This window comes from Ruegeria sp. HKCCSA071 (genome assembly GCF_017872555.1).
Lineage (GTDB): Bacteria > Pseudomonadota > Alphaproteobacteria > Rhodobacterales > Rhodobacteraceae > Ruegeria.
The window spans coordinates 1268657-1294416 of sequence record NZ_JAEDOX010000001.1 but is presented as its reverse complement, the minus strand read 5'-3'; the positions used below and the strand labels follow the sequence as shown (position 1 = coordinate 1294416).

Below are 25760 nucleotides of genomic sequence, written 5' to 3'. Positions count from 1 at the left end.
GAGGTCGGAAAAACACCAATGCGCGATTGCCCCCGGCGGGGCTTTGGCATAATCACCTGTCCAGTCGAATTCTTACCTTTGAAGGTCCGTCCATGCGCCTGAGCCGTTACTTTCTGCCCGTTCTCAAGGAAAACCCGTCCGAGGCTCAGATCGTCAGCCACCGGCTGATGCTGCGTGCAGGGATGATCAAGCAGGCCTCTGCCGGGATTTATTCCTGGTTGCCGCTGGGCTTCAAAGTGCTGCGCAAGCTGGAAAACATCGTCCATGAGGAACAGGCGCGGGCCGGTCACATCGCGATCCAGATGCCCATCATCCAGTCGGCGGATCTGTGGCGTGAATCCGGGCGCTATGACGATTACGGTCAGGAGATGCTGCGGATGAAGGACCGGCATGACCGGGACATGCTGTTCACGCCCACGGCCGAAGAACTGGTGACCGATATTTTCCGCGGCCATGTCAACAGCTACAAAGACCTGCCGCTGACGCTTTACCAGATCCAGTGGAAGTTTCGCGATGAAATCCGCCCGCGTTTCGGCGTGATGCGGGGCCGCGAATTCTACATGAAGGACGGATACAACTTCGACCTGACCAAGGAAGATGCGCTGCACGCCTACAACCGCCATCTGGTCAGCTATCTGCGCACCTATGAACGGATGGGACTTCAGGCGATTCCGATGCGCGCCGATTCAGGCCCCATCGGCGGCGATGACACGCATGAGTTCCTGGTTCTGGCCGATACCGGTGAATCCGAAGTTTTCTATGACAGCGCTGTTACTGATCTGACCTTTGGCGACCGTGACATCGATTATGACAACCGCGAACAGTGTCAGGCCATTCTGGAAGAGTTCACTTCAAAATACGCGCGCACTGATGAAACCCATGATGAAGCGCTGTTCAACCAGATACCCGAAGAACGCCGCCGCGTGGCGCGCGGCATCGAGGTGGGCCAAATCTTCTACTTTGGCACCAAATACTCCGATCCCTTGGGTGCAACTGTCCAAGGCCCGGATGGCAAACCGGTTCCGGTTCACATGGGCAGCCATGGTATCGGTGTCAGCCGCCTTGTCGGTGCGATCATCGAGGCCAGCCATGACGATAAGGGCATCATCTGGCCCGAGGGCGTGACCCCGTTCCATTGCGGTATCGTCAACCTCAAGCAGGGCGATGAAGAAGCCGATGCAGCCTGTGACAAGATCTACACGGCGCTGACAGCTTTGGGTCTGGAGCCGCTCTATGACGACCGCAACGAACGCGCAGGCGGCAAATTCGCCACGATGGACCTGATCGGTCTGCCCTGGCGCATCACGGTTGGCCCGCGTGGTCTGAAGAATGGTGTGGTTGAACTGACCTGCCGCCGTACCGGCGAAAGCGAGGAACTGAGCCCCGAGGCGGCCGTTACCAAAGTTGCTGAGATTTACCAGCAGATCGCCTGAGCGACCATCCGTTGCTGCATTAAGCAGGCGTTGAAACACGCCCCATGATCTGGAAGGGGTGCCGGAAGCTCAGATCTGGCGGCCCTTCCTAAGCTACCTGAATGCTGACCGCGTCAGTCGGCAGGTTCTCAGTTTTGATCCGACGTCGGACGCTCGGCCAGGACGTCTCCGTTGGCTCCGTCACCTGTCGCCACAACTATCGGGCGGCCAAGGCGGCTGATCAGTTCGCGAAACTCGATATCCAGAAAGCGCAATCCGCAAATCCGCGCATCGGTTGCCCGATCCGTGATACACAAACGGCCTTGACGGAAAACCAGACGATATCCTTTGTCTTTCAGGATGTCTGCCAAATTGCCCCAGCTTGCCGCAGTGACAAAGATCGGCCGGATGGCCGCGCGCAGCAAGGCTGCGGTTTCACAATCCAATTCTGTTGAAGCCTGACGGGTCGAAATTGCACCCGCGCCACTGGTTGAAATTCGTAAATTCATTGAGCGACCCCCGCTCTTTAAATGTGTTCCCCCATGGTTAGGGTGGCAAAGTTTCTGAAAATAATCAAAAAGAGTAATAAAATTTCGCGCCTATTGTTGCCTTTACGATTCAGTGGCTCACGATGCGCGATGATTAACTTCATACCTGAAACAATCACCTTCTGTCTGTGATGCGCTTCACAACCCATGGTGAAGCGCCCTAATTGGAAGACACCTGTTTCGCACACGTATTTTGGATATGTACGGGAATGATTCGGCTCATTCAGGCTGAGAAACCAGTTCAGAGTGACAACCAGCTTGACCATTGGGCGAAATGCCGAAAGGGTCGCCGCAAACAAGAAAGCCCGGAGCAGGCATGGCCAAGACACCCCCGCCCTTTGCCCCTTTTGAATGGAAGATCGCTTGGCGGTATCTGCGCGCGCGCAGGGCCGAAGGCGGCGTCAGCGTGATGACATGGATATCACTGATCGGGATCACACTTGCCGTGTTTGCCCTGATCGCTACGCTCGCTGTTCGTTCAGGTTTTCGCTCTGAATTTGTCGGCACCATTCTGGGTGCCAATGCGCATGTGACGGTCTATTCCTCGGGTGAATTTGACGCTCAGGGTCGAGTGGATCGGACAATTGCCGATTACAACGAACGCACCGACCGCATAGCGCAGGTGCCCGGTGTTGAACGCGCCGCACCGCTGGTGAAGGGGCAGGTGCTGATCACCAATCGCGACAGCAGCAGCGGGGTCGAGGTGTTTGGCATCCGACCCGACGATCTGCTCAACCTGCCGGGTATCGCGCAGGCGGAACAGGCGGCGGGGGACCTGACGGACTTCCAGACGGGTGAGGATGCCATCGCCATTGGATCGGGTGTGGCCCGCAGCATCGGGGCCACTGTCGGGGATGTGGTCAAACTGACCTCGCCCAACGGGGTCAAAACCGCCTTTGGCACGTCGCCGCGCGTGAATGCCTATCGCGTTGTCTATGTGTTTTCAGCCGGTCGCTATGACATCGACCGCACCCGCGTCTACATGCCGTTTTCGCAGGCGCAGGGCTTTTTCAACCGTGAAGGTGTGGCGGATGAGATCGAAGTGATGGTGGACAAGCCCGAAGATCTTGGCCCGATCCTAGTTCCCATTCTTGAGGCGTCGGGCGAGCGCAGCCAGATCTGGACATGGCAGGACGCATCCGGTGGCTTTCTGCGCGCGCTCGAGGTTGAGGATAATGTGATGTTCATCATCCTGTCGATCCTCGTTCTGATTGCTGCGATGAACATCGTTTCGGGCCTGATCATGCTGGTCAAGAACAAAGGGCGCGACATCGGAATCCTGCGCACAATCGGCCTGAGCGAAGGATCGGTTCTGCGCGTCTTTTTCATCTGCGGTGCGTTCACCGGCCTGATCGGCACTGCAATGGGGGTTATCCTGGGATGCCTCTTTGCAATCTATATTGATCCGATCTTCTCATTCGTGAACTACGTGATGGGCGGCGGCGTATGGGATCCGTCGATCCGTGGCATCTACGCCCTGCCGGCCGAGCTGCATCTGAGCGATGTGCTCAAGGCGACGGGCTTGTCGCTGGGTCTGTCTTTCGTCGTCACCTATTTCCCTGCCCGCCGCGCGGCGCGGCTGAACCCGGTCGAGGCGCTGCGCTATGAATGATGTCACCTTGCGACTGAACGGTCTGACCAAGACCTACCTCAAAGGCACACCGGGTGAGGTACAGGTTCTGCGCGGGGTCGATCTGGAACTGCGCGCGGGTGAAGCCGTGGCCATGGTTGCGCCGTCAGGTGCGGGCAAATCAACGCTTCTGCACATCGCCGGTCTGCTGGATCGGCCTGACGATGGAACCGTGGAAATCGGGGGGCAGAATGTGAACGGCAAGGGCGACCGAACCAGAACGGCGTTGCGTCGGCGGGATATCGGGTTCGTATATCAGTTCCATCACCTGCTGCCCGAGTTTACGGCGCTGGAAAACATCACATTGCCGCAACTGGCCAATGGCGCGTCCGAAAAAGCAGCCCAGGCACGGGCGTTGGATTTGCTGGACCGTGTGGGCGTCGCCCCGCGCGCCAGCCACCGCCCTGCGGCGCTGTCGGGCGGTGAACAGCAACGCGTGGCCTTTTGCCGGGCACTTGCCAACGCGCCACGTGTTTTGCTGGCTGACGAACCGACAGGCAATCTGGACCCTGAAACTTCGGATCAGGTGTTCGATGCGCTGATGACACTGGTGCGGGGCGAGGGATTGTCGGCGTTGATTGCAACCCACAATCTCGAACTGGCGGCGCGCATGGACCGCATGGTTCGGCTTGAGGGCGGCGTGCTCAGGCCAGTTGAGTGATCGCAACACCGATGGCCATGACGGCGATACCACACGCCCGCATCAGGGTGAGGGGTGCCACCTGCGCGCCGAACAGGCCGAAGTGATCGATGGCCGCTGCACTGATCAATTGCCCCAACAGGACAAAGAACACGGCGTTTCCCACACCGAAATGCGGGGCGACATGGGTGATCGACAACACATAGAAAGCAATCAGGACACCTGCAAGCAACAGGTGTTTTGGGGCCTGTGCAACCTTGGACAAGGCTGCAATACCGGGAAACAACAGCATGGTCAGCGCCGAGGCGGTCAGGGCAATTGCAAACAGCACCACGGCTGCCGTTGTTGGTGATCCGATGACCTTGCCAAGGGCCGCGTTAAGAGCAGCCAGTATCGGAATTCCAAATCCGGCGGCCAGCATGATGGCTGCATATTGTGTCATTGCCCGAACCCTCTGCACCTGTTTCGTTGATCTGGATCATTGCGCCCATATGCCTGTCGGGCAACCCTGCAAATGTCAATCGTGACAGGAGGATACGATGTTCAAGGCAACGATCGGTATGCTGGTTCTCGGGGTTTCGGCTGCTGCCACACAGGCTGCTTGGGCGCAGGATGCGGCGACCGGAGAGGAACTCTATTTGCATTACTGTGCGACCTGTCACGGGATTGACGCAACGGGGCAGGGGCCGATGGCCAGCGTGCTGGTTGTTCAGCCGTCCGATCTGACCGCATTGTCCGGCGAAAGCGGGGTGTTTCCGACCGCCCGCGTTGTTGCCCGCATCGACGGCAGGGACCCACTGGTCAGCCATGGCAGCCCGATGCCGGTCTATGGCCCTTATTTCGACGGGCAGGACACATCCATGAAAACACCGGAAGGTCAGCCGATCCTGACCAGCCAGCCGATAGTTGATTTGGTGGCATATCTGGAAACCCTGCAGCGCGCCCGGAACTAACTGCAAATCCCCTCGATCCTGGCTTCGCTCCACGGGATCAGGACCGGGCGCTCGCGCCCCTGTTCCGGCAAGGGTGACAGATCAAAATGGGCACCCAGCATGTCATGCAGTCTTTTGGTGCGCTTGGCCTGAGGGGCCAGCGCGCGACAGCACACGTATTCCTCGACGATCGCGCCCTGCTGTTCGAATCCGTAGGTCAGAAAATCGGGAGAGGTTTCGAGGTCGAACAGATATGGATCCCTCCGGCCCCCATGTTCCGCTGCAGCGCGCAGGGGGTGGTAACCGGTGGTCCGGCGATTCTGCCATTGCCAGACATGCGTCAGCTCGTGGGCCAAAAGCATCGCGGCCAGCAGGTTCATCTGATCCGGAAAGTCGGACATATAGTCCTCCAGATACCAGTCGCGGGTAAAATAGACTTTGTTGAACAGGGCCACGGCGGCAGGTTTGCCCGTCACCGGCCCGGGGTCCACCGGGGGCAGAATGCGCTCGCGGCAGGCCAGTCGCGGGCGTTCTTCGCGGAAATACGTCACGTTGGTAACCGGGGCACCTTCGACCAGACGGATGTGATCCAGATTCAGGGTTCCCCCCTGAATGGTCTCCGCAAAATCGCGCTCCTGCTCGGTCAACTCACGACCGCAGGCGGCCAGCAACAAAAGAGAAGCAAAGAATACACGCAGAACCATAAGTTGAATCTTATTCCGCTGCGGGTATTCCGCAAACCGTTTTCACAGACTCATGGCCAGAACCCGGCTGATTTCCGTTAGTGATCGCCCGGACTGACCCATCCATGTATTAAAGGCGTTCTGAACCGCCTCCATCGCTTTCTTCGAGGTGGCAGGCTTGTCGATCACACCTTCGGCAATCAGGCGGGCGGTGACATCCTGGGACAGAATGAAACTGTCCCGCCCGGCAAACCGCATCGCGTATTGCGCCGAAGCACCGCCCAGTCGGGCCCCGCGTTTGGCCAACATGGCCAGAAGATTGACGTAGTCATCAGATGGCCAGCCGCCCAGCACTTTACCCACGCCGCCTTCCTCGCGCAGGTCAAGCAGGAACGCAGCGTTATCCCGTACAGCCGCGATCTTGGTTCCATTCCTGACGATGCGCGTATCCTGCAACAGGGTGTCAAACTTCTCATCATCCATGAACGCGCATCGCCCCACGTCGAACCCGTCAAAGGCTGTTTCGAACCCGTCCCATTTGTTTTCGATGACTTTCCAGTTGAAACCGGCCTGAAAGATGCATTTCGTGATGACCGACAGCCAGCGGTCCTCAGGCATCGCTGCCAGTTCCGCGGGGATTTTCGGTTTGCTCAGTTTTGCGTCCAGTGCTTCTGGACCGCCGTGGCGCACGGCTGCGATTTCAAAGATTTCGTCAAACGTTCGCATCTGTCTAACCTTGATGTTGCCCGACATTGAATGTTTATCTTTTGTTCTTGTTTGGCAACGAAAAATCTGACCTTTTCCAGATTTGAGGCAGTCCCCCGAATAACAGGATTCGCAGAAAAATGCGGATTTTTGAAAGAAGTTCTCGACAAAAGGTGGCAAAATGTTTTCTGATTGACTCGTCAGTCAACGTCCCGTCTTAGCGAAATGGAACAAGGGCAAGCCGGGTTGGATGCATAAAGAGAACCGGGAGGGGGAAACAAACTGGCCGCAAGATCTTTTCCACAATTTGGAAACGGATCACTGTTCTTTTCCAGCCAAATTTGTGCATGCTGCGGCATGGCATTGTCATCAGACAGATAGAACGGCGGGAAAATCCTTGCCGGGATGGGCAAAACAAATATGACAGGGAGTTAAGTCCATGAAAAAACTAAGTGTAAGCCTAATGGCTCTGAGCGTTGCAGGCGCAGCGCAGGCGGCGGATATGGGTGCCGTGGATGAACCGATCAAACTGGCGATCAACGAATGGACCGGCCAGCACGTGACTACGCATGTGGCGGGTGAGATGCTCAAGGCAGCCGGTTATAACGTCGAATATGTGACCGCGGGCATGATGAACCAGTTCCAGGCGCTGGCCGATGGCGACATCGACGCGACACTGGAAATCTGGTCTTCCAACGTTTCCGATGAATACGCCAAGAAAATCGGTGAAGGCACTGTGGTCGAAATCGGTGATCTGGGTCTGGATGCCAAGGAAGGCATCGCATACCCGGCGCATGTGGCCGATCTGTGCCCGGGCCTGCCCGCATGGGAAGCGCTGAAAGATTGCGCGCAGGTCTTTGCGACGGCGGAAACTCTGCCCGGTGGTCGTCTGGTCGACTACCCGGCCGATTGGGGTACTCCAGGCGCGGATCGCATGACCGGTCTGGAATTGCCGTTCAAAGCCGTACCAGCAGGGTCCGAAGGGGCGCTGATCGCGGAATTGCGCGCCTCGACCGAACGCAAATCGCCGCTGCTGATCACTTTCTGGCAGCCGCATTGGGCGATGTCGGCCTATGACGTTCAGTTCGTTGAACTGCCCGCCGGTGAAGAGGCGTGCTTCAGTGATCCGGCCTGGGGCCCGAACCCGAACGCTGTCAATGACTGCGACTTCTCGCCCTCGCGCATCTTCAAAGCTGGCTGGAGCGGAATGGAGGAGAAATGGCCAGCAGCCTTTGAAATCCTGACCAATTATCAGCTGGCGGTTGAAGACCAGCAGCCGATGATGGGCGCGATCGACGTTGACGGTGGAAAGGTCGAAGAAGTTGTCGCCGCATGGATGGCCGAAAACGAAGGCAAGTGGCGTCCGGTTGTTGACGCGGCAACCCAGTGAGCCCGCGTAAGTGACGGACACGACCATGCCAGCCATCGCCTGCCGGAATCTCTGGCAGGTGTTTGGCCCCGGCGCTGACAAAGCCCTGACCGACGCGCTGTCTCGGTCAGGGAATGACGCCGACAAGGCTGCCGCCGCCCTTCGCGAACAGGGGCTGATCCCCGCCGTTCAGGATGCCAATTTCGAAGTTCAGGAAGGTGAGCTTTTTGTCATCATGGGCCTGTCGGGCTCGGGCAAATCCACGCTGATCCGCTGCATCTCGCAGCTGCTGCCCGGCACGGGCGGCGAGATTCGGGTGGACGGCGAAAACGTCATCGGAGCCTCAAAGAAGGCGCTGACAGAGTTGCGCCGCAAAAAACTGGGCATGGTGTTCCAGCATTTCGGCCTGTTCCCCCACATGACCGTTGCTGAAAACGTCGCATATCCTCTGCGCGTTCAGGGCGTGGGCAAAAAGGAACGGCTGGACCGCGCGCAGGAAGTGATCTCGCTGGTCGGTCTGGAAGGGCGCGAAGACAGCTTCCCGCGACAGCTTTCCGGCGGGCAGCGGCAGCGTGTGGGCATTGCCCGCAGCCTCGCCGTAAATCCCGATATCTGGTTTCTGGATGAACCGTTCTCGGCGCTTGATCCACTGATCCGTCGCCAGTTGCAGGATGAATTCCTGCGCATTCAGGCGACGCTGAAGAAATCCATCGTCTTCATTACGCACGATATTCAGGAAGCGCTGAAGCTGGCCGACCGCATCGCCATCATGCGCGACGGCAAGATTGTTCAGATCGGAACGCCCACAGATATCGTGTTGCGCCCGGTGGATGATTACGTGCGCGAATTCTCGAAGGATGTCGCCAAAGGTCAGCACGCCAAGGTCGCCTCGGTGATGCGAAGCGAGGCGGAATGTGGCCCGGATGATCCCGGCCTCACCACCTCGATGACGCTGGACGCAGCCCTTGCGCATTGCATGGAGCTGTATGAACCCGTGCCCGTACGGGATGAGGCAGGTAATGTCGTCGGCACGGTGCATCCGTCCGATCTGGCCGCAGCTCTTCAGGTGGACGAGACATGACCGCCATAACCGACCTCCCGACACGGCGTGGTGCGCAGTTGACGGCAGGTGCGAAGGCCGCCCTGATAACGGTTGTCGTCGGTGCAGTTTGCCTTGCGCTCGAGGGTGTCGCCCCGTGGCTGGTCAAATGGCCTGCCGCGTGGGAACTGCCTGCAACCCAATGGGTTGGCGCGTTTCTGGACTGGTTTCTGAACCTGATCAAACCGGCAATGCGGCTGTTTTCGGACCTGATGACCCACCCAATGAACTGGGCGAATTTCGTGCTGGGCAAAACGCCATGGCCCATCCTGATCGGGATCGTGACCGCACTGGGCTGGTATCTGGGCGGCTTGTCCATGGCCGCACTTGGCTTTCTGGGCCTCAGCTTTGTTTTGGCCTCGGGCTATTGGGCCGAAAGCATGAATACGCTGGCGCTTGTTGCCGTCTCTGTCCCTGTGGCGTTGGTCATTGGGGGCGGCATCGGCATCCTCGCCAACGAAGTGCCAAAGGTGAAAACCTTTGTACAGGCCGTGCTGGACATCATGCAGACGGTGCCGACCTTTGCCTATCTGACACCGCTGCTGCTGCTGTTTGGATTTGGTCCTGTTGTTGGTCTGATTGCTTCGGCCATCTATGCCGCACCGCCCATGGCGCGCAACGTGATGCTGGGGCTGGAACGGGTAGAGCCCGAGATCAAAGAGGCGGCCATCATGTCTGGCGGTACGCGGTTCCAGCAACTGTTCCAGGTCGAAATCCCTGCCGCCACCACTCAGATCATGGTCGGTGTGAACCAATGTCTGATGGCTGCTCTGTCGATGGTTATCATCGCCGCCGTCATCGGTGGGTTCAACGATATCGGCTGGGAGGTACTGCTGACCATGCGCAAGGCACAGTTTGGCGAATCGCTGATGGCGGGTCTGGTTATCGTGGTCTTTGCCGTGGTGATCGACCGGATGAGCGGTACTTTGGCGACCGAGCGTAAACGCTATGACAGCCGTGTTGTCTGGGCGATGCTGGGTTTTGCTGTTGTCTTCACAGCGGCCTTCTGGGCGTGGTTGCCAAACCCTACGGAACTGACCCTGCTGGACCCGATGGCCGAAGCCGTGGACAGCGGCCTGACCGCATTCACGCAGGCCAATGGCCAGTGGCTGGACGCCCTCAAGAACAACTCATTGTTCTATGTTCTGCTGCCGCTGCGGATCGGGTTGGATCAGGCGGTGCTGCCCTTCACATGGGGTTTCCAGTGGACGTCGAGCATGAGCTATGGCCTGTTCGCGGCCGGTGCCGGGATTGCGCTTTTGATGGCGTGGCGCGGACGGCTGACTGGTGGGCTGGTCGTTCTAATCCTGATCGGAATGCTGGAAACCGGTATCGCGAACCTGCCGTGGCCCTTTGTCCTGACCGGCGCTGCCGCGCTGGGCTGGGTCGCCGGGGGCTGGCGCTTGGCCGCGCTCTGCGTGGGGCTGCTCTGCACCATCCTCGTCTCAGGCCTGTGGGAAAGGGCGCTGCTGTCGCTTTATCTCAGCGGCGCAGCGGTTTTTACCTGCGCTTTGGCAGGTGGCCTGATCGGCCTTGCCAGCGCGGTATGGCAGTCGGTGTGGAACGTGGTTCGCCCGATCTGCGACATGTTGCAGACGATCCCCCTTTTCGTGTTCCTGATTCCGGTGCTGATGGTGTTCCAGATTGGTGAGTTCTCGGCCTTTCTGGCCATCTGTGCCTATGCGATTGTCCCGATGATCCGCTACACGCGGCACGGGCTGGTCAATACACCGGATGAGATGATGGAGGCCGCAATCTCAAGCGGTGCGACCGAGTGGCAGATCATGCGCGATGTGCGGGCGCCTTATGCGGCGCCGACCATTCTGCTGGGGCTGAACCAGACCATCCTTTATGCGTTTGCCATGCTGGTTATCGCGGCACTGATCGGGACCACCGGTCTGGGCCAGTCGATCTATCTGGCGCTGGGTCAGGCGGATGTAGGATTGGGCATATCTGCCGGGGCCGCGATGGCGATTCTGGCACTGATCGCCGACCGCATCGTTCAGGGCTTTGCCGAAGAACGCCGCGCGGCGCTTGGGCTGTAATACAGGGCAGGGGCGGTGCGTCCGCCCCTGCGACCCAACTTGATTTCGGGCAAGGAAGTCGCTGCCCTCCCAGTCTAGACCGACCCCAACACGTTTGGAGAATATCATGACCGGTTGGGGCCTGTTTCTTGCAGCACTCATTGCTTTCCTGCTCAGCCATGCAATTCCTGTACGGCCCACCGTGCGGGGATGGCTGATCGGCACGCTCGGGCGCCGGGGGTATTTCGCTGCCTATTCACTTCTGTCTTTGGCCTTGCTGGCCTGGCTGATTGTCGCCGCGGCAAACGCCCCCTATGTCGAGGTCATTCCACCGTTCGCAGTCTTGCGCTGGGTGCCGATACTGATCATGCCAGTGGTGTGCTGGCTGGCTGTGGCCGGGCTTGCGATCCAGAATCCGTTTTCTTTCGGAGGGATGGGCAAAAGGCCCTTTGACCCCGAACACCCCGGTATTCTGCGCACCACCCGCCACCCGATCCTTGCTTCGCTGCTGTTGTGGTCTTTGGCGCATCTTCTGGCCAATGGAAGCCTGTCACATGTGATCCTGTTTGGCCTGTTTGCCGGATTTTCTGTTATGGGCACGATCCTGATCGACAGGCGTAAATCGCGTGAGATGGGCTTTGAATGGGTTCGGTTGTCCCGAAATACGGCGCGGTTCTCACTGCGCTCACCGCGACCCTGGCCACGCCCTTGGGTCTGGCTGACCGCACTGGCCGCTTATGCGGTTCTTCTTCACCTGCACGCACCTGTGATTGGTCTGTCGCCGCTTCCTTGACTGGGGGAGTGGTCGGGCTGCGCCTTGCGTGCTATTTGAAACGTCACAATCGAATTACAAGAGGTCCAAGATGTATCTGGCCTATGTCACCACCACCGACCGCGGCGCGACGGATCGCCTGCTGAGCGCTGTTGCTGAGCGTCTGCTGGCATCCAGCGCGAAACTGGCCGGTGTTGTCCAGACGAATACGGAATGTACCGACAGCAGCAAATGCGACATGGATGTCCGCGTGTTGCCGGATGGGGAAACCATCCGTATCTCGCAATCGCTGGGCACGCAGTCGCGCGGCTGCCGTCTGGACCCCGCAGCGCTGGAACAGGCGGTTGGGTATGTGACCGCCTCGCTTGCGAACGCACCGGACCTGTTGATTATCAACAAATTCGGCAAGCATGAATCCGATGGGCGGGGGTTCCGTCCGGTGATCGGCGAAGCGCTGGCGCTGGATATTCCGGTGCTGGTCGGCGTGAACGGGTTGAACGCGGAAAAGTTCAACGCTTTCGCCGAAGGCGCAGCGGAAGCCCTCCCGGCGGATCTGGATGCAATCGAGGCGTGGTTCAACCGCATAGCGCAGATGCGCCCGGCTGCGGAATAGGTGCGCAATCGACCGGCGCATTGATCTGAACGTCATGACATGAGGTGGCGAAGACCACGCGGCCCCCTTCGTTCACAATCCGGTCGGGTTGGCGCCGGGTTAATATCTGTAAAACGGATCAGGGCTGTCGCATCTGAGAATGGCGGCAGACCAACAGCAATGACACAGCTGCCAGAGATTAACGCAGCGCGGGACACGCGTCCGGACCATCTTCGGAATATGTTGGAAAGATGGTGGGCGACCCTGGAATCGAACCAGGCGTGCGTCTCCGCGAGGGAGTTACAGTCCCCTGCCACACCTTGCGGCCTGTCGCCCACTGTCAGGCGTTGCACCTGACGTGGAGGCGTGATTACTAGCGCACCAAAGGAGCGTCAACAGGAAAATTTCCCTTTGGCGCAGGAAACCGAATTCCCGGCCCGGAGGCCCTTGAAATGAAGAAACCCAAATGGGTCGTCGAAAAGGAACAGGCGCGCAAAGCAGCTGCTGCGGAAACAGTCTGGCTGTTTGGCCTGCACGCGGTTCGCGACGCTTTGATGAACCCGAAACGGCAAAAACTACGCCTGATGGTGACGCGGAATGCGTGTGACAAACTGGCGGAAGCTGTTGAATTTGCTGGGATCGAGGCCGAAATAGTTGACCCGCGCAAGTTCTCTGCACCCATCGATACTGGATCAGTGCATCAGGGCGCAGCGCTGGAGGTCAAGCCGTTGGAATGGGGCAGTCTGGCCGATAACTGCATCGGTCGCGAAAACCCTCGCGTCATTCTGCTGGACCGGGTCACAGACCCGCACAATGTTGGGGCGATTCTGCGCTCGGCCGAAGTTCTGGGGGCCAGTGCGGTGATCGGCACACGCCACCACTCCGCACCCGAGACCGGAGCACTGGCAAAAACCGCCAGCGGCGCGCTTGAGCGGCAGCCCTATCTGCGGGTGCGCAACCTTGCGGACGCGATTGTCGAGCTTCAGAGCATGGGCTTTCTGGTCCTTGGGCTGGACGGAGAAGCCGATGTGACAATCGAAGGCGCGTTGGGCACTGGCCGGGACCGCCCCGTCGCGCTTGTGCTGGGTGCGGAAGGTCCGGGCTTGCGGCAGAAGACAAAGGAAACCGTGGATCAGTTGGTTAAAATTGACGCAGCCGGGGGATTTGGTTCGCTGAACGTCTCAAATGCCGCGGCAATCGCCTTATATGCATCGCGACCCTGAAAAAAGGAGAGCGTCATTCCCGGCCCTGCCAAAATCGCGACCTGCTGCTATTGCGGCACCCGGGCTGCCCTGATCCTGAAAGGCAAGGAACGGCACGAGCTTAGCTGCTCCAGCTGTGGGGCACCGTTGCACGACCTGAAGATGTTGCCCGCTCGGAAAGTACTTAAACCCGAACCGGTGCGCGTAGCTGTGTCTCATGCCGCCCCGCGGAAAACAAAGCGCAAAAAGAGGAATAAGACCATGCTGGCGCGCGTGTTCGACGAAGCCTGGGACGTGATCGAAGACATCTTTGACTAAGTTTCAACTGGCGGGCACGCGTTCACATCCTTGTCAACAGGGGTTTCGAAAAGCGCCAAAAGTTGCATTTTGATGGTCTTGAATGTGCAGATTCCCATATGACGATGCTGAACCGACGTACTCTTCTTTGCTCGCTGAGCACTGTGTTGCTTGCCCCTGCCGTATTAGCGCAGGACAACCCCGTGTATTACGCCACTGACGGTGTGGCGTTGGCGGGGTATGATCCTGTGTCCTTTTTTGACAGCGACGCGCCCTTGAAAGGGGTGCCCGAAAATGCGGTCATGTGGAAGGGTGCCCGGTGGCATTTCAAATCGCAAGCAAATCGTGAGCTCTTCGAAGGCAATCCGCGCGCTTTTGCGCCGCAGTTCGGTGGCTATTGCTCGTACGGGATGGCGATGGGCGTGCTGAAAAGCACGGATCCCAAGGCGTGGCAGGTGGTCGACGGGCGCCTTTATCTGACGCATTCGCCCGAGGTCGAGGAAATCTGGCAGCAGGATCGGGCAGGTTACATTGCGATGGCAGAGGAAAACTGGCCCGCAATTCTCTACGGAAAGTAGGCAACCTTCAGAAAATTGTGAAAAGTCATCACAAAAATACGCCCGCCCTCTTTTTTTTAATCAAGTCATGCTTAAATGTCACAGTGACCGCGGAACGGAACTGCCGCGGGTCATTTCACTGTCCCTCGTTCCAACAACTGGCGCCCAAGCATTCTTGGGCGCTTTTTTCTTTTTGGAACCCTGTTAAGGATAGGGCATGCCAGACTATTCCGATCAGTACCTCAAGGCCATTTTGCAACGCACCAAGACGGTGGCCGTTGTCGGTGTTTCCATGAACCCGGTGCGACCCAGCTATTACGTGGCGCGCTATTTGTCGCTGAAAGGCTTCAAGGTGATTCCCGTCAATCCGGGCCACGCGGGCAAAGACCTGTTTGGTCAGACGGTTCGCGGCAACCTGTCAGAGATCTCCGAGCCTGTGGACATGGTGGATATTTTCCGGCGGTCCGAGGCTGTGCCACCCATTGTGGATGAGGCGCTGGACGCTTTCCCGTCGCTTGGTACGATCTGGATGCAGATTGGCGTGGAACACCCTGAAGCGGCGGCAAAGGCCAAGGCCCGTGGCGTGGATGTGGTGATGAACCGCTGCCCCAAAATTGAATATCAGCGCCTGTTTGGCGAATTGCGCATGGGCGGATTTTCGACCGGGATCATTTCGTCCAAGCTTTAGGGTTTGGCGGGGACGTAAGGTTTCAGGCGGGCGACCTGTTCCTTCCGCCGCTTTTCCAGCACCACGTCGCGCGGGACCCAGTCATACCGGGTATCCTCGACCAGCGGAGACCAGAACAACACGCCGCCATAACGCCACGGGTCCAGTACGACACCATCATACAGCGTCGCGCCTTTACGGCTGATGATTGCGGTGCTGTGGTCGATCCGCGTCGGGTTGTCCGCGTTTGCGATGGCACGGTGCAGATCCAGCGTCCGGAAGTTTTCCTGTTTCAGCCGCCGCTCGATATCCTCGGCCCAATGCCAGCACAGCCCACGCGGGCGCAGCCCCTTGTTGACCTTCATGTTATGGATCAGGGGCGGGTCTGTGATCTGGTATTCCTCGACCAGCTGAGCGGTATAGGCGTAAGCAATTCCCGCCGCGCGTCGGGCTTCTTCTGGGTCGATATCCGAGCCAAGGCCCTGAATCTCCGAGGCGAGCCGCTGTACCTCATCCCCGGTCGAGCGCGGCGGCGCGGCGCAGCCAGCGACGATGGCAAAGTTTGCCACAAGCATCAAAATTCGGATCATATCGCGCCTTCGCCCTGACAGTCTGGCATCCGAGTATAACGGCCCAGGAGCCAGTGCGGAACCCGGACCTTACCCTTTGGGGCGGGCAGCTTTTTCAGCGACACCACTGGTGCCCTGACGGCGGTCCAGCTCGGCCAGAACATCATCCAGCGCCACGTCCCGCGCGGCCAGCATGACCAGAAGGTGATACAACACGTCCGCCGCTTCCGAGGTCAGCTTAACCTGATCCCCTTTTACGGCTTCGATGATGGCCTCTATGGCCTCCTCACCGAATTTCTCGGCGCATTTCTCAGGGCCTTTCGCAAGCAGCTTGGCCGTCCAGCTGCCTTCGGGATCAGCCCCCTTGCGTGCCTCGATCGTGGCGGCCAGATCGTGCAAGATGCTCATGTCAGCCTCATGGGGATGCCAGCGGCGGCCATATGTTCCTTGGCCTCGCGGATGGTGTATTCGCCGAAATGGAAAATCGATGCCGCCAACACGGCGCTTGCACCGCCCTTGGTGACGCCCTCGACCAGATGGTCCAAAGTACCAACACCGCCCGAGGCGATCACGGGCACATCCACCGCGTCGGAAATGGCGCGGGTCAGCGGCAGGTTGAACCCGGATTTGGTGCCGTCGCGGTCCATCGAGGTCAGCAGGATTTCACCGGCCCCCTTGGAGACCACGGTTCTGGCAAAGGCAACCGCATCAATGCCGGTGGGTTTGCGCCCACCATGGGTAAAGATTTCCCACTTGCCGGGGCTGACGGTCTTTGCGTCGATGGCGCAGACAATGCACTGACTGCCGAACTGATCTGCCGCTTCGGCAATCACATCCGGATTGGCAACCGCGGCCGAGTTGAAGCTGACCTTGTCCGCCCCCGCCAGCAGCAAGGCGCGCACATCGTCTTTTGTTCGCACCCCACCGCCCACGGTCAGCGGCACGAAACACTGTTCCGCCGTGCGCTGAACCACATCGAACATGGTGCCGCGATTCTCATGGGTCGCGTGAATGTCGAGAAAGCAGATCTCGTCCGCTCCGGCAGCATCATAGGCCTTGGCCGATTCCACCGGGTCGCCCGCATCGCGCAGGCCCACGAAATTCACACCTTTGACCACACGGCCATCGGCAACATCAAGGCAGGGAATGATCCGGGTTTTCAGCATAGGATATCCTTTATGGGCGCACCTCTAGCGGCAAAGCCCTGCCGATGCCAGACTTGTGATTGTGAGAGATCTCAATTCTGTGAAAACTGGGGTGAATTTCACAGAAGGAATATCGATATGCGTAGACTGATACTGGCTTGTGTTTTTTCATTCGGAGGCGCGCTGACCGCTATGGCTGATGATCTGATCAAGGTTCAATCCGACAAATCCGTGGCCGAGGCGCTGGACGCGCTTGAAGTTGCCGTCGGAAATGCAGGCGCAACCGTGTTTGCCCGCATTGACCACGCGGCCGGGGCGGAAAAGATTGGCACACCCATTCCGGCCAATCAGGTGTTGATTTTCGGCAACCCTGCGCTGGGTACGCCAGCCATACAGATCGACCCGCGCGCCGGGCTGTTTCTGCCTCTCAAGGTGCAGGCGTACGAAGATGCCAATGGTCAGGTCTGGCTGATCTATGAAGACCCGAAAGAGACATTGGACGACCTGAACGATGTCGACAAATCTCCGGTCATCGAAAAGATGCGCGGTGCACTGGCCAAGCTGACCGCCGCAGCCGCGCAATAACCGATCACGACAGGGCGCGTATGGCCTCGGCCAGGTCGATCGCGCCATCATAAAGCGCCCGGCCTGAAATCGCGCCGTTCAGCGCAACGCCGCAATCGCGCAGGGCGATCAGGTCGTCCAGCGAACTGACACCGCCCGAGGCGATCACCGGGATGGAAACGGCCTGTGCCAGGGCAGCGGTCGCTTCGATGTTTGGGCCCTGCATGGCACCGTCTCGGTTGATGTCGGTGTAGATGATTGCGGCTACGCCTGCGTCCTCGAAACTACGGGCCAGATCGGTGACCTGAACGTCGGTCTCTTCGGCCCAGCCCTTGGTAGCCACCATGCCGTTGCGTGCATCGATGCCGACGGCGACCTTGCCGGGAAAAGCTTTGGCTGCTTCGCGCACCAGATCGGGGTTTTCGACAGCGACAGTGCCCAAAATGACCCGCGCCAGCCCCTTCTCGATCCATGTTTCGATCGTGGCCATGTCGCGGATGCCACCACCCAGTTGCGCGGGCACCTTGCAAGCTTTCAGAATTGCCTCAACCGGTGCTGCGTTGACCGGCTCGCCTGCGAATGCACCGTTCAGGTCGACCAGATGCAGCCATTCGCATCCCGCCTCGACAAAGGCACGGGCCTGAGCGGCCGGGTCTTCGTTGAATACGGTGGCCTTGTCCATTTCACCACGCAGCAGGCGTACGGCCTGGCCGTCTTTGAGGTCGATGGCGGGGTAGAGGATCATGTCGGGCGGCCCTATATCACTGTTACACGCGCGGGATATCGCACAAGCAGGGCAGGGGATGCAACGCGACGCTGGGTCATTCTTGCCCGCCGCCCATTAGCGGGTCAGACTGCCCACAAAACAGGGAGAAAATCATGAAGACTTTTACTCTTTCAGCGGGCCTGATGCTGCTTGCTACAGCTGCTTTTGCCGACGATCCGGTTGACGGCCTGTGGAAAACAGCGCCGGGCGACACGGGTGGCTATCTGCATGTGACGATTTCCGAATGCGGCAGTGCGATCTGCGGCACCATCGACAGCGCGTTCGACGCCGATGGTAACCAGCAGCTGGAATATGAGAACCTTGGCAAAAAGATCATCTGGGACATGGTCCCCGAAGGGGGCGGCAGCTATGACAGCGGCAAGATCTGGGCACCGGACCGGGACAAAACCTACAACTCGAAAATGTCGCTGGACGGCCAGAACAAACTGACCGTCAAGGGATGCGTGGCGGGCGGTCTGATCTGTCGCGGTCAAACCTGGACGCGTGTTCAGTAAGCCTCAGGGTTTCCAGGTCAGGAAGTTTCCCAGCATACGCAGGCCAACGTCCTGGCTTTTTTCAGGGTGAAACTGCATCCCAACCATCGTGTCGCGGCCAATCACGGCCGTGACGTCTTGCCCATAGTCCACATAAGCCAACCGCTGTGCCGGGTTGTTTACACGAAAGTGGTAGGAATGGACGAAATAGGTGTGATCGCCTGATTTCACCCCGTTGAAAACTGGATGATCGCTTTCCAGAACCAGATCGTTCCAGCCCATATGCGGCACTTTCAGCGCGGCATCTGAAGGTTCGATCCGAACAACATCGCCTGCCACCCAGCCCAGACCATCGGTCTCGGTGTATTCATGGCCTTTGGTTGCCATAAGCTGCATGCCAACGCAGATGCCCAGAAAAGGGCGGCCCTTCTGTTCGACCGCCTCGACCATCGCGTCATAAATACCCTTATGGCCGCGCAGCTCGGCAGCACAGGCCGGGAAGGCACCATCACCGGGCAGAACCAGTCGGTCCGCGCGCGCAACGACATCCGCGTCCGAGGTGACAACAACGTCACCAGCGCCGACCTCTTGCGCCATGCGTTGAAACGCCTTTTCCGCTGAATGCAGATTGCCGCTTTCATAGTCGATGATGGCTGTCAGCATCTACAGCGCGCCCTTGGTCGACGGAATCGCATCCGTCTTGCGCGGGTCGGTTTCGACGGCGTCGCGCAACGCGCGCGCAACAGCCTTGAACGCGGCCTCGGCGATGTGGTGGCTGTTGAAGCCGTGCAGTTGGTCGATATGCAGGGTGATGCCGCCATGGGTGCTGAGCGCCTGAAAAAACTCGCGCACCAGTTCGGTGTCGAACGCTCCGATCTTTTGCGTCGGCAGATCGACATTCCAGATCAGGAACGGGCGGCCCGACAGGTCCAGCGCACAGCGTACCTGCGCGTCATCCATCGGAAGATGGCATTCGCCATAGCGCCGGATACCCTTCTTGTCGCCCAATGCCTGTGCCAAAGCCTGACCCAGCGCGATGCCGGTATCCTCGACCGTGTGGTGATCGTCGATGTGATAGTCGCCGTTGGCGCGGATCGTCATGTCGATCAACGAGTGGCGCGCCAGCTGGTCCAGCATATGGTCAAAGAACCCGACGCCGGTCTGATTGTCATAGGTGCCGGTGCCATCCAGATTGACCTTGACCGAAATATCGGTTTCGGCGGTTTTGCGGCTGATCGAAGCGGTGCGCATGGGCGAAATCCTTTTGCTACAGGCGCGCTTATAGACGGGGTGGGGCGGGTTGATCCAGACCATGCGTTGCAATCGCTGCAAACTGTTGCAAGGGATTGCACCCGGCCCGGCACCATGTCAGCTTGCAGACAACATGAACCAACAGGGCCAAGCCATGTCCACCTGCGTATTCATCCAGATCCGCTGCAAACCCGGCACCACCTACAAGGTCGCCGAGGAAATCGCCCTGCGCGAAATACATTCAGAGCTTTACTCCACCAGCGGTGAGTTTGATCTGATGCTCAAGCTCTACATCCCCGAAACCGAGGATGTGGGCCATTTCATCAACGAACACCTGCTGGTGATTCCCGATATCGAACGCTCGCTGACGACGATGACGTTCAAGGCGTTCTAACCCAACTCAAACGTTGTCACGCCATAGATGCGGGTCAGGTCGATATCCGGCTGATCGCCGGAATACATCCGGGCCGTTTCGAACACTTTCACAAGCCCCAGCCTGTCGGCCAATGCAAAGGCGGCGTTGTTGGGCTGTGGCATGTCGATGAACACCTCTTGCCCGCTTTGATCTTCGGGCAGAGCCTTTAACACGCTTGCAAGCAGCGCTTCGGCAATGCCGGCGCGGTCTGCAAACAGCGGCCCAACCTTGTATCCGGTCTGACAAGGGCGCAGCGTGGCATAGCCTTTGATCTGCCCGTCTTCGGAAAACACGCGGGACACATGGCCGCTTGCGCTCAGCCAACCATGCAGGAACGCATCGCGCCGGGCTGGGAAAAGCTGACGGTCATAGTCCCTTAACGCATCAGAAACCGTGCTCAGCACGTCAACACCAGCGGTCGGTGCCAGCGCGCGCAGGATATCTGCAACCCGCCCCGAAAAGCGGTAGTTGTTATAGGCAAAGGCGAATCCGGATTTCCGGTAGTTGTCCTGCTGCTCGACCACTCCATCCAGACCCATGTTGCGCCCAGTGCAGTGGGCCAGCGCATGCTGCGCAATCTCAAGCCCGTGGCCATGGTGCCTGTATTCCGGCTTGACGATGTAGAAACCCAAAAAGGCAAAATCATCGTCATAATTCACCGCCGATACAGACGCGATCATTTCGCCATCCAGAAAACCGCCCAGGAACCCGTCAGGGTCGGTGCTGCGAAAACACAAGGCATCGTGATGGCCCGGATTCCACCCCTCGCGCCCGGCCCAATCCACGGCTTCCTGCAACTCATCAGCGGTCAAGGGGCGTATAATATATTCAGACATGCAGAAATCCCGTGTTGCGAATTGCATTCAGGATGCCGCAACGCGATGCAAAGAACCAGCATGTTCGGAAGGCTTGGTATCTGGAGCGGGCGAGGCGATTCGAACGCCCGACCCTAACCTTGGCAAGGTTATGCTCTACCCCTGAGCTACGCCCGCATCAGATACATATGTGGTCCGAAGACCTCTCAATGGAGCGGGCGAGGCGATTCGAACGCCCGACCCTAACCTTGGCAAGGTTATGCTCTACCCCTGAGCTACGCCCGCGCCGTTGAGTGAGGAGGGATGTATAAATTCCCACGCGGGGCTGCAAGCGGAAAAACACAAAAAGCGGGAAAAATCTTTTCGACGGAATCCGGCCCATGACCCGTTCAACCCGTATTGCAAATCACTAAAACACAGGCAGGAGGTGCCGTCATGATATCCGTTGTGGACCTGAAGATCGTGATGCTTGCTGCGATGATTCTGATCGGGGCTGCCATCCTGAAACCGGACCGGCATGAACATGACCGGTTCATACCGGTTCTGCTGGGTGCACCGCAGATCGAAACAACCGTTCTGGCAGGGTAACACCCGCCAGACGGCCTAAAGCGCCAGAATCAGGTTTGCAAAAGCCGCACCCAGAATGGCGAGGAACGTCAGGCTCATGCCGGCCTGCCGCAGGATGACGATCTGTGGCGTCCGTCCAAATCCGTACGCGTGCAAAAGACGCCCCGCCAGCAACATCAGCCCCAGCAGATGGACCAATATTCCGGCCGCGCCTTGCAACTCGACCATAGCAATCAGCAGCAGGGAAATCGGGGCGTATTCGGCGCAGTTCGCGTGTGTCCGTATCGCCTTGATCATCAGCTTGCTGCCGCCGTCCCCGACCGAGATTTTGTCGCTGCGTCGTTGCAGGATCACTTTGACGCTGAGTGCGACGTAGAGAATTGCGATCAGGGCCGCATAGATCGGGGTGATTGCAAGCATAATGGGTCTCCGCTCAATCATAGAAAAAGGCCGTGCGGTCTCCCACACGGCCTGATGAACATTAGGTTGTTTTCCGTCTTATTCCAGTTCGATCAGAAGGTCCTTTGCGTCAATCTGGCCGCCGGGCTGGATATGCACGGCTTTGACGGTCGCATCACGCTCGGCATGGATGCCGGTTTCCATCTTCATCGCCTCGATGGTCAGCAGCATGTCGCCTTCCTTGACCTGCTGGCCCGCGGTCACGGCAACAGTGGCCACAACACCCGGCATCGGCGCCCCGACATGATCGGGGTTGCCGACCTCGGCCTTGGGGCGCGCCTGAGTGGTTGATGTGACCATCCGGTTCGGCACCCGGATCACACGCGGCTGGCCGTTGAGCTCGAAGAACACTTTGACCTCGCCCTTTTCATCCGTTTCGCCAATGGCCTGACACCGGATTTCCAGCGTCTTGCCGGGGTCGATTTCCGCCGTGATCTCTTCGCCGGGCTCCATGCCGTAGAAGAAGGTGCGCGTGGGCAGGGTGCGGACCGGGCCGTAAATCCGGTGACGACCCATGTAATCCAGAAACACCTTGGGATACATCAGGTACCCGTTCAGATCCTCGTCATCGACCTCTTTGCCTTCCAACTGCTTGGACAACTCGGCGCGGGTGGCCTCAAGATCGACGGCAGGCACGTCCTTGCCGGGGCGCTGGATGTTGGGGGCCTCGTCCTTCAGCACTTTCTTGATGATGGTGTTCGGGAATCCGCCCGGAGGTTGGCCCAGATTGCCGCGCATCATATCGACGACCGATTCGGGGAAGGCCACATCTGTCGCCGGATCCTCGACCTGCTCGCGGGTCAGGCCCTGGCTGACCATCATCAGGGCCATGTCACCAACAACCTTCGACGAGGGCGTTACCTTTACGATATCACCGAACATCTGGTTCACATCGGCGTACATCTGCGCGACCTCGTGCCAGCGCTCTTCCAGACCCAGGCTGCGTGCCTGTGCCTTGAGGTTGGTGAACTGACCACCCGGCATTTCGTGCAGATACACTTCGGACGCCGGGGCCTGCAGGCTTGATTCGAAGGCCGCATATTGGCCACGCACAGCCTCGAAGTAATCGCTGATCTCGCGGATCGCCTTGATGTCCAACCCGGTGTCACGGTCGGTATGGCGCAGCGCCTCGACCACAGTGCCCAGCGTTGCCTGGGACGTGTTGCCACTGAAGCTGTCCATCGCGCAATCCACCGCGTCCACTCCCGCCTCAGAGGCGGCAAGGATGGTCGCGCTGGCGATACCGGCCGTGTCATGGGTGTGGAAGTGAATCGGTAATCCAACCTCTTCCTTCAGCGCCCGGATCAGAATCTTGGCCGAGGCCGGTTTCAGCAGGCCCGCCATATCCTTCAGACCCAGAACATGCGCGCCTGCGTCGCGCAACTCTTTGGCCATTCCGACATAGTATTTCAGGTTATACTTGGCGCGGTCAGGGTCCAGAATATCGCCGGTATAACAAACGGTACCCTCGCAGATTTTGCCGCTGTCGATTACAGCATCCATCGCAACGCGCATGTTCTCGACCCAGTTCAGCGAGTCGAAGACGCGGAAGACGTCGATGTTTTTCGATGCCTGGCGCACGAACTCCTGCACCACGTTGTCGGGATAATTGGTGTACCCAACCCCGTTTGCGCCCCGCAGCAGCATCTGCGTCATCAGGTTCGGCATCGCCTCGCGCAGATCGCGCAGACGCTGCCAGGGGCATTCCTGCAGGAACCGATAGGCCACGTCGAACGTCGCACCGCCCCAGCACTCGACCGAGAACAGCTGCGGCAGGTTCGCGGCATAGGTTGGCGCCACCTTGATCATGTCGATCGACCGCATCCGGGTCGCCAACAACGACTGGTGCCCGTCGCGCATGGTGGTGTCGGTGATCAGCAGCTGCCGCTGCGCTTTCATCCAGTCCGCCACGGCCTGCGGGCCTTTCTGCTCCAGCAGGTTGCGCGTGCCCATCCGCGGCTCGGCCTTCTGCGCGGGGGGCTTGGCGACTTTCAGGTCGGCGCGCGGCTCGGGGCGGCCTTTGGTTTCGGGATGACCATTCACCGTAATATCGGCGATATAGGTCAGAACCTTGGTGCCCCGGTCGCGGCGGCGCTTGAAGGCAAACAGATCCGGCGTCGTGTCGATGAATTTGGTGGTGTATTCATTCGACAGGAAGGTCGGGTGCTTCAGCAGGTTGATGACGAAATCGATATTGGTGCTGACGCCGCGAATACGGAACTCGCGCAGGGCGCGGTCCATCCGGCTGATCGCCTTCTCGGGCGTCGGCGCCCAGGCGGTGACCTTTGTCAGAAGCGAGTCGTAATACCGCGTAATGACACCGCCCGCATACGCGGTTCCGCCATCCAGACGAATGCCCATGCCCGTGGCCGAGCGATAAGCGGTGATCCGGCCATAGTCGGGGATGAAATTGTTCTGCGGGTCTTCTGTGGTGATCCGTGTCTGCAGCGCATGACCGTTCAGATGCACCTCGGCCTGACTGGCGGCGCCGGTGGCCTCGGCCAACGTTTTGCCCTCGGCGATCAGGATCTGCGCCTGAACGATGTCGATCCCGGTGACTTCTTCGGTGACCGTGTGTTCGACCTGTACGCGGGGGTTCACCTCGATGAAGTAGAATTTGCCGGTCTCCATATCCATTAGGAACTCGACAGTGCCTGCGCATTCGTAATTCACATGGGCGCAGATCTTACGGCCCAGTTCGCAAATCTCGGCGCGCTGTTCTTCGCTCAGGTAAGGGGCAGGGGCGCGTTCGACGACCTTCTGGTTCCGGCGCTGGACCGAACAGTCGCGTTCATAAAGGTGATAAATCTCACCATGCTTGTCGCCCAGAATCTGAACCTCGACATGGCGGGCACGGGTGATCATCTTTTCCAGATAACCCTCGCCATTGCCAAAGGCGGCCTCAGCCTCGCGGCGGCCTTCCAGAACCTTTTCTTCCAGCTCGTCTTCCGACTGGATCGGGCGCATCCCGCGTCCGCCGCCGCCCCAGGACGCCTTGAGCATCAGCGGGTATCCGATCTCGGCGGCCTCCTTGCGGATCGCGTCCATCTTATCACCCAAGACCTCGGTGGCCGGAATGACAGGCACACCGGCCGCAATGGCCACGCGCCGCGCGCTGGCCTTGTCACCCAATGCGCGCATGGTCTCGGCCCGGGGGCCGATGAAGGTGATGCCGTTCTTGACACAGGCATCCACGAAATCCGGGTTTTCGGACAGCAGGCCATAGCCCGGATGGATCGCGTCCGCGCCGCAATGCTTGGCCACGCGGATGATCTCGTCAATCGACAGGTACGCCGCGACCGGACCCATGCCCTCGCCAATCTGATAGGCCTCATCCGCCTTGAACCTGTGCAGGCCCAGTTTGTCTTCTTCAGCGTAAACAGCGACGGTGCGTTTGCCCATCTCGTTTGCTGCGCGCATGACGCGGATGGCAATCTCGCCGCGATTGGCGATCAGGATCTTGTTGAAGTCTGTCATATCAGGTCCCGGTCTTTGGTGTTTGGGCGTCTTAATGGGCGGAGAATACGCACAGGTACATCCGTTCTTCTGGGTAGAACCGGCATGTTATCGCTCGCAAACGCCCTTT

The 25760-nt window shown here is 59.0% G+C and carries 31 protein-coding genes and 3 tRNA genes; 17 read left to right on the top strand and 17 right to left on the bottom strand.

Features of this window, described 5'->3' with window-relative positions:
- Positions 1 to 92: 92 nt before the first annotated feature.
- Entirely contained in the window at positions 93 to 1433 is a 1341-nt protein-coding gene (gene proS / locus I9188_RS06420) for a proline--tRNA ligase (protein WP_209504571.1), read from the top strand.
- 128 nt (positions 1434 to 1561) lie between these two features.
- Here the strand turns inward: proS and I9188_RS06415 are convergent, their stop codons facing one another.
- The gene (locus I9188_RS06415; protein WP_209504570.1) at positions 1562 to 1921 is read right to left on the bottom strand and encodes a hypothetical protein; all 360 of its coding nucleotides are present in this window, start codon (positions 1919 to 1921) and stop codon (positions 1562 to 1564) included.
- A 17-nt stretch (positions 1922 to 1938) separates the two neighbouring features.
- Positions 1939 to 2226, bottom strand: a complete 288-nt coding sequence (locus tag I9188_RS06410) for a hypothetical protein (RefSeq protein ID WP_209504569.1) — start codon at positions 2224 to 2226, stop codon at positions 1939 to 1941.
- A gap of 50 nt (positions 2227 to 2276) precedes the next feature.
- Between I9188_RS06410 and I9188_RS06405 the strand changes: the two genes are divergently transcribed.
- Complete coding sequence (locus tag I9188_RS06405; RefSeq protein ID WP_209504568.1) at positions 2277 to 3572, top strand: lipoprotein-releasing ABC transporter permease subunit; 1296 nt, start codon at positions 2277 to 2279, stop codon at positions 3570 to 3572.
- Positions 3565 to 4251, top strand: a complete 687-nt coding sequence (locus tag I9188_RS06400) for an ABC transporter ATP-binding protein (protein WP_209504567.1) — start codon at positions 3565 to 3567, stop codon at positions 4249 to 4251. Before I9188_RS06405 ends, I9188_RS06400 begins: the two co-directional genes overlap by 8 nt.
- Here the strand turns inward: I9188_RS06400 and I9188_RS06395 are convergent.
- The gene (locus I9188_RS06395) at positions 4235 to 4672 is read right to left on the bottom strand and encodes a DMT family transporter (protein WP_209504566.1); all 438 of its coding nucleotides are present in this window, start codon (positions 4670 to 4672) and stop codon (positions 4235 to 4237) included. The genes I9188_RS06400 and I9188_RS06395 overlap by 17 nt on opposite strands.
- Before the next feature lie 97 nt (positions 4673 to 4769).
- Here I9188_RS06395 and I9188_RS06390 point away from each other — a divergent pair, with 97 nt between their 5' ends.
- On the top strand, positions 4770 to 5183 hold the full coding sequence (locus tag I9188_RS06390; protein WP_209504565.1) for a cytochrome c: 414 nt from the start codon (positions 4770 to 4772) through the stop codon (positions 5181 to 5183).
- Here I9188_RS06390 and I9188_RS06385 read toward each other — a convergent pair.
- A complete protein-coding gene (locus tag I9188_RS06385) occupies positions 5180 to 5866 on the bottom strand; it encodes a hypothetical protein (RefSeq protein WP_209504564.1) in 687 nt (228 codons plus the stop codon). The genes I9188_RS06390 and I9188_RS06385 overlap by 4 nt on opposite strands.
- A 42-nt stretch (positions 5867 to 5908) precedes the next feature.
- Complete coding sequence (locus tag I9188_RS06380; RefSeq protein ID WP_209504563.1) at positions 5909 to 6571, bottom strand: DNA-3-methyladenine glycosylase I; 663 nt, start codon at positions 6569 to 6571, stop codon at positions 5909 to 5911.
- A 418-nt stretch (positions 6572 to 6989) separates the two neighbouring features.
- Here I9188_RS06380 and I9188_RS06375 point away from each other — a divergent pair, with 418 nt between their 5' ends.
- The 5 genes from I9188_RS06375 to I9188_RS06355 all read left to right on the top strand — a co-directional run bounded on the left by I9188_RS06375 (position 6990) and on the right by I9188_RS06355 (position 12427).
- A complete protein-coding gene (locus tag I9188_RS06375) occupies positions 6990 to 7940 on the top strand; it encodes an ABC transporter substrate-binding protein (protein WP_209504562.1) in 951 nt (316 codons plus the stop codon).
- A 10-nt stretch (positions 7941 to 7950) separates the two neighbouring features.
- On the top strand, positions 7951 to 9000 hold the full coding sequence (locus tag I9188_RS06370) for a betaine/proline/choline family ABC transporter ATP-binding protein (RefSeq protein WP_209504561.1): 1050 nt from the start codon (positions 7951 to 7953) through the stop codon (positions 8998 to 9000).
- Entirely contained in the window at positions 8997 to 11063 is a 2067-nt protein-coding gene (locus tag I9188_RS06365) for an ABC transporter permease subunit (protein ID WP_209504560.1), read from the top strand. The genes I9188_RS06370 and I9188_RS06365 overlap by 4 nt, the downstream gene beginning before the upstream one ends.
- Before the next feature lie 106 nt (positions 11064 to 11169).
- Complete coding sequence (locus I9188_RS06360; RefSeq protein WP_209504559.1) at positions 11170 to 11835, top strand: NnrU family protein; 666 nt, start codon at positions 11170 to 11172, stop codon at positions 11833 to 11835.
- Between the two features lie 70 nt (positions 11836 to 11905).
- On the top strand, positions 11906 to 12427 hold the full coding sequence (locus I9188_RS06355) for a DUF2478 domain-containing protein (RefSeq protein ID WP_209504558.1): 522 nt from the start codon (positions 11906 to 11908) through the stop codon (positions 12425 to 12427).
- A gap of 231 nt (positions 12428 to 12658) precedes the next feature.
- On the opposite strand, the gene I9188_RS06350 is transcribed toward I9188_RS06355, so the two are convergent.
- Positions 12659 to 12742 (bottom strand) — tRNA-Tyr (locus I9188_RS06350).
- Between the two features lie 116 nt (positions 12743 to 12858).
- Between I9188_RS06350 and rlmB the strand changes: the two genes are divergently transcribed.
- The 4 genes from rlmB (at position 12859) to I9188_RS06330 (ending at position 15150) form a co-directional block, all read left to right on the top strand.
- On the top strand, positions 12859 to 13629 hold the full coding sequence (gene rlmB / locus I9188_RS06345; RefSeq protein WP_209504557.1) for a 23S rRNA (guanosine(2251)-2'-O)-methyltransferase RlmB: 771 nt from the start codon (positions 12859 to 12861) through the stop codon (positions 13627 to 13629).
- A gap of 126 nt (positions 13630 to 13755) precedes the next feature.
- Positions 13756 to 13926, top strand: coding sequence for a hypothetical protein (locus tag I9188_RS06340; protein ID WP_348540323.1), 171 nt, complete (start codon positions 13756 to 13758; stop codon positions 13924 to 13926).
- Between the two features lie 98 nt (positions 13927 to 14024).
- Positions 14025 to 14483, top strand: a complete 459-nt coding sequence (locus I9188_RS06335) for a YHS domain-containing (seleno)protein (RefSeq protein WP_209504556.1) — start codon at positions 14025 to 14027, stop codon at positions 14481 to 14483.
- Between the two features lie 196 nt (positions 14484 to 14679).
- The gene (locus I9188_RS06330; RefSeq protein ID WP_209504555.1) at positions 14680 to 15150 is read left to right on the top strand and encodes a CoA-binding protein; all 471 of its coding nucleotides are present in this window, start codon (positions 14680 to 14682) and stop codon (positions 15148 to 15150) included.
- Here I9188_RS06330 and I9188_RS06325 read toward each other — a convergent pair.
- The 3 genes from I9188_RS06325 to hisF all read right to left on the bottom strand — a co-directional run bounded on the left by I9188_RS06325 (position 15147) and on the right by hisF (position 16864).
- Positions 15147 to 15719: a hypothetical protein gene (locus tag I9188_RS06325; RefSeq protein WP_209504554.1), complete on the bottom strand. Its 573-nt coding sequence runs from the start codon at positions 15717 to 15719 to the stop codon at positions 15147 to 15149. The two genes, I9188_RS06330 and I9188_RS06325, sit on opposite strands and share 4 nt — an antisense overlap.
- A gap of 69 nt (positions 15720 to 15788) precedes the next feature.
- Positions 15789 to 16106 (bottom strand): phosphoribosyl-ATP diphosphatase, encoded by a 318-nt coding sequence (locus I9188_RS06320; protein ID WP_209504553.1) that lies wholly within the window; start codon positions 16104 to 16106, stop codon positions 15789 to 15791.
- Complete coding sequence (gene hisF, locus I9188_RS06315) at positions 16103 to 16864, bottom strand: imidazole glycerol phosphate synthase subunit HisF (protein WP_209504552.1); 762 nt, start codon at positions 16862 to 16864, stop codon at positions 16103 to 16105. The genes I9188_RS06320 and hisF overlap by 4 nt, the downstream gene beginning before the upstream one ends.
- A gap of 117 nt (positions 16865 to 16981) precedes the next feature.
- Here hisF and I9188_RS06310 point away from each other — a divergent pair, with 117 nt between their 5' ends.
- The gene (locus I9188_RS06310; RefSeq protein WP_245220427.1) at positions 16982 to 17428 is read left to right on the top strand and encodes a DUF302 domain-containing protein; all 447 of its coding nucleotides are present in this window, start codon (positions 16982 to 16984) and stop codon (positions 17426 to 17428) included.
- Between the two features lie 4 nt (positions 17429 to 17432).
- On the opposite strand, the gene hisA is transcribed toward I9188_RS06310, so the two are convergent.
- A complete protein-coding gene (gene hisA / locus I9188_RS06305) occupies positions 17433 to 18152 on the bottom strand; it encodes a 1-(5-phosphoribosyl)-5-[(5-phosphoribosylamino)methylideneamino]imidazole-4-carboxamide isomerase (protein WP_209504551.1) in 720 nt (239 codons plus the stop codon).
- A gap of 134 nt (positions 18153 to 18286) precedes the next feature.
- On the opposite strand from hisA, the gene I9188_RS06300 reads away from it, so the two are divergent.
- Positions 18287 to 18688 carry a DUF2147 domain-containing protein gene (locus I9188_RS06300; protein ID WP_209504550.1) on the top strand — a complete coding sequence of 134 codons (402 nt, stop codon included), beginning with the start codon at positions 18287 to 18289 and terminating at the stop codon, positions 18686 to 18688.
- A 3-nt stretch (positions 18689 to 18691) separates the two neighbouring features.
- On the opposite strand, the gene hisH is transcribed toward I9188_RS06300, so the two are convergent.
- A complete protein-coding gene (gene hisH, locus I9188_RS06295) occupies positions 18692 to 19330 on the bottom strand; it encodes an imidazole glycerol phosphate synthase subunit HisH (protein WP_209504549.1) in 639 nt (212 codons plus the stop codon).
- Positions 19331 to 19918, bottom strand: coding sequence for an imidazoleglycerol-phosphate dehydratase HisB (gene hisB, locus I9188_RS06290; protein ID WP_209504548.1), 588 nt, complete (start codon positions 19916 to 19918; stop codon positions 19331 to 19333).
- A gap of 154 nt (positions 19919 to 20072) precedes the next feature.
- Here hisB and I9188_RS06285 point away from each other — a divergent pair, with 154 nt between their 5' ends.
- Positions 20073 to 20312, top strand: coding sequence for an Lrp/AsnC ligand binding domain-containing protein (locus I9188_RS06285; RefSeq protein ID WP_209504547.1), 240 nt, complete (start codon positions 20073 to 20075; stop codon positions 20310 to 20312).
- Here the strand turns inward: I9188_RS06285 and I9188_RS06280 are convergent.
- The 3 genes from I9188_RS06280 to I9188_RS06270 all read right to left on the bottom strand — a co-directional run bounded on the left by I9188_RS06280 (position 20309) and on the right by I9188_RS06270 (position 21433).
- Entirely contained in the window at positions 20309 to 21169 is an 861-nt protein-coding gene (locus I9188_RS06280; protein ID WP_209504546.1) for a GNAT family N-acetyltransferase, read from the bottom strand. The genes I9188_RS06285 and I9188_RS06280 overlap by 4 nt on opposite strands.
- Before the next feature lie 81 nt (positions 21170 to 21250).
- Positions 21251 to 21325: transfer RNA gene (locus I9188_RS06275), tRNA-Gly, on the bottom strand.
- Positions 21326 to 21358: 33 nt separating this feature from the next.
- Positions 21359 to 21433 (bottom strand) — tRNA-Gly (locus tag I9188_RS06270).
- Between the two features lie 150 nt (positions 21434 to 21583).
- On the opposite strand from I9188_RS06270, the gene I9188_RS06265 reads away from it, so the two are divergent.
- Positions 21584 to 21736: a hypothetical protein gene (locus I9188_RS06265; protein WP_209504545.1), complete on the top strand. Its 153-nt coding sequence runs from the start codon at positions 21584 to 21586 to the stop codon at positions 21734 to 21736.
- A gap of 15 nt (positions 21737 to 21751) precedes the next feature.
- Here the strand turns inward: I9188_RS06265 and I9188_RS06260 are convergent, their stop codons facing one another.
- On the bottom strand, positions 21752 to 22135 hold the full coding sequence (locus I9188_RS06260) for an MAPEG family protein (protein WP_209504544.1): 384 nt from the start codon (positions 22133 to 22135) through the stop codon (positions 21752 to 21754).
- A gap of 78 nt (positions 22136 to 22213) precedes the next feature.
- Complete coding sequence (locus tag I9188_RS06255) at positions 22214 to 25651, bottom strand: pyruvate carboxylase (protein ID WP_209504543.1); 3438 nt, start codon at positions 25649 to 25651, stop codon at positions 22214 to 22216.
- Between the last annotated feature and the right edge of the window lie 109 nt (positions 25652 to 25760).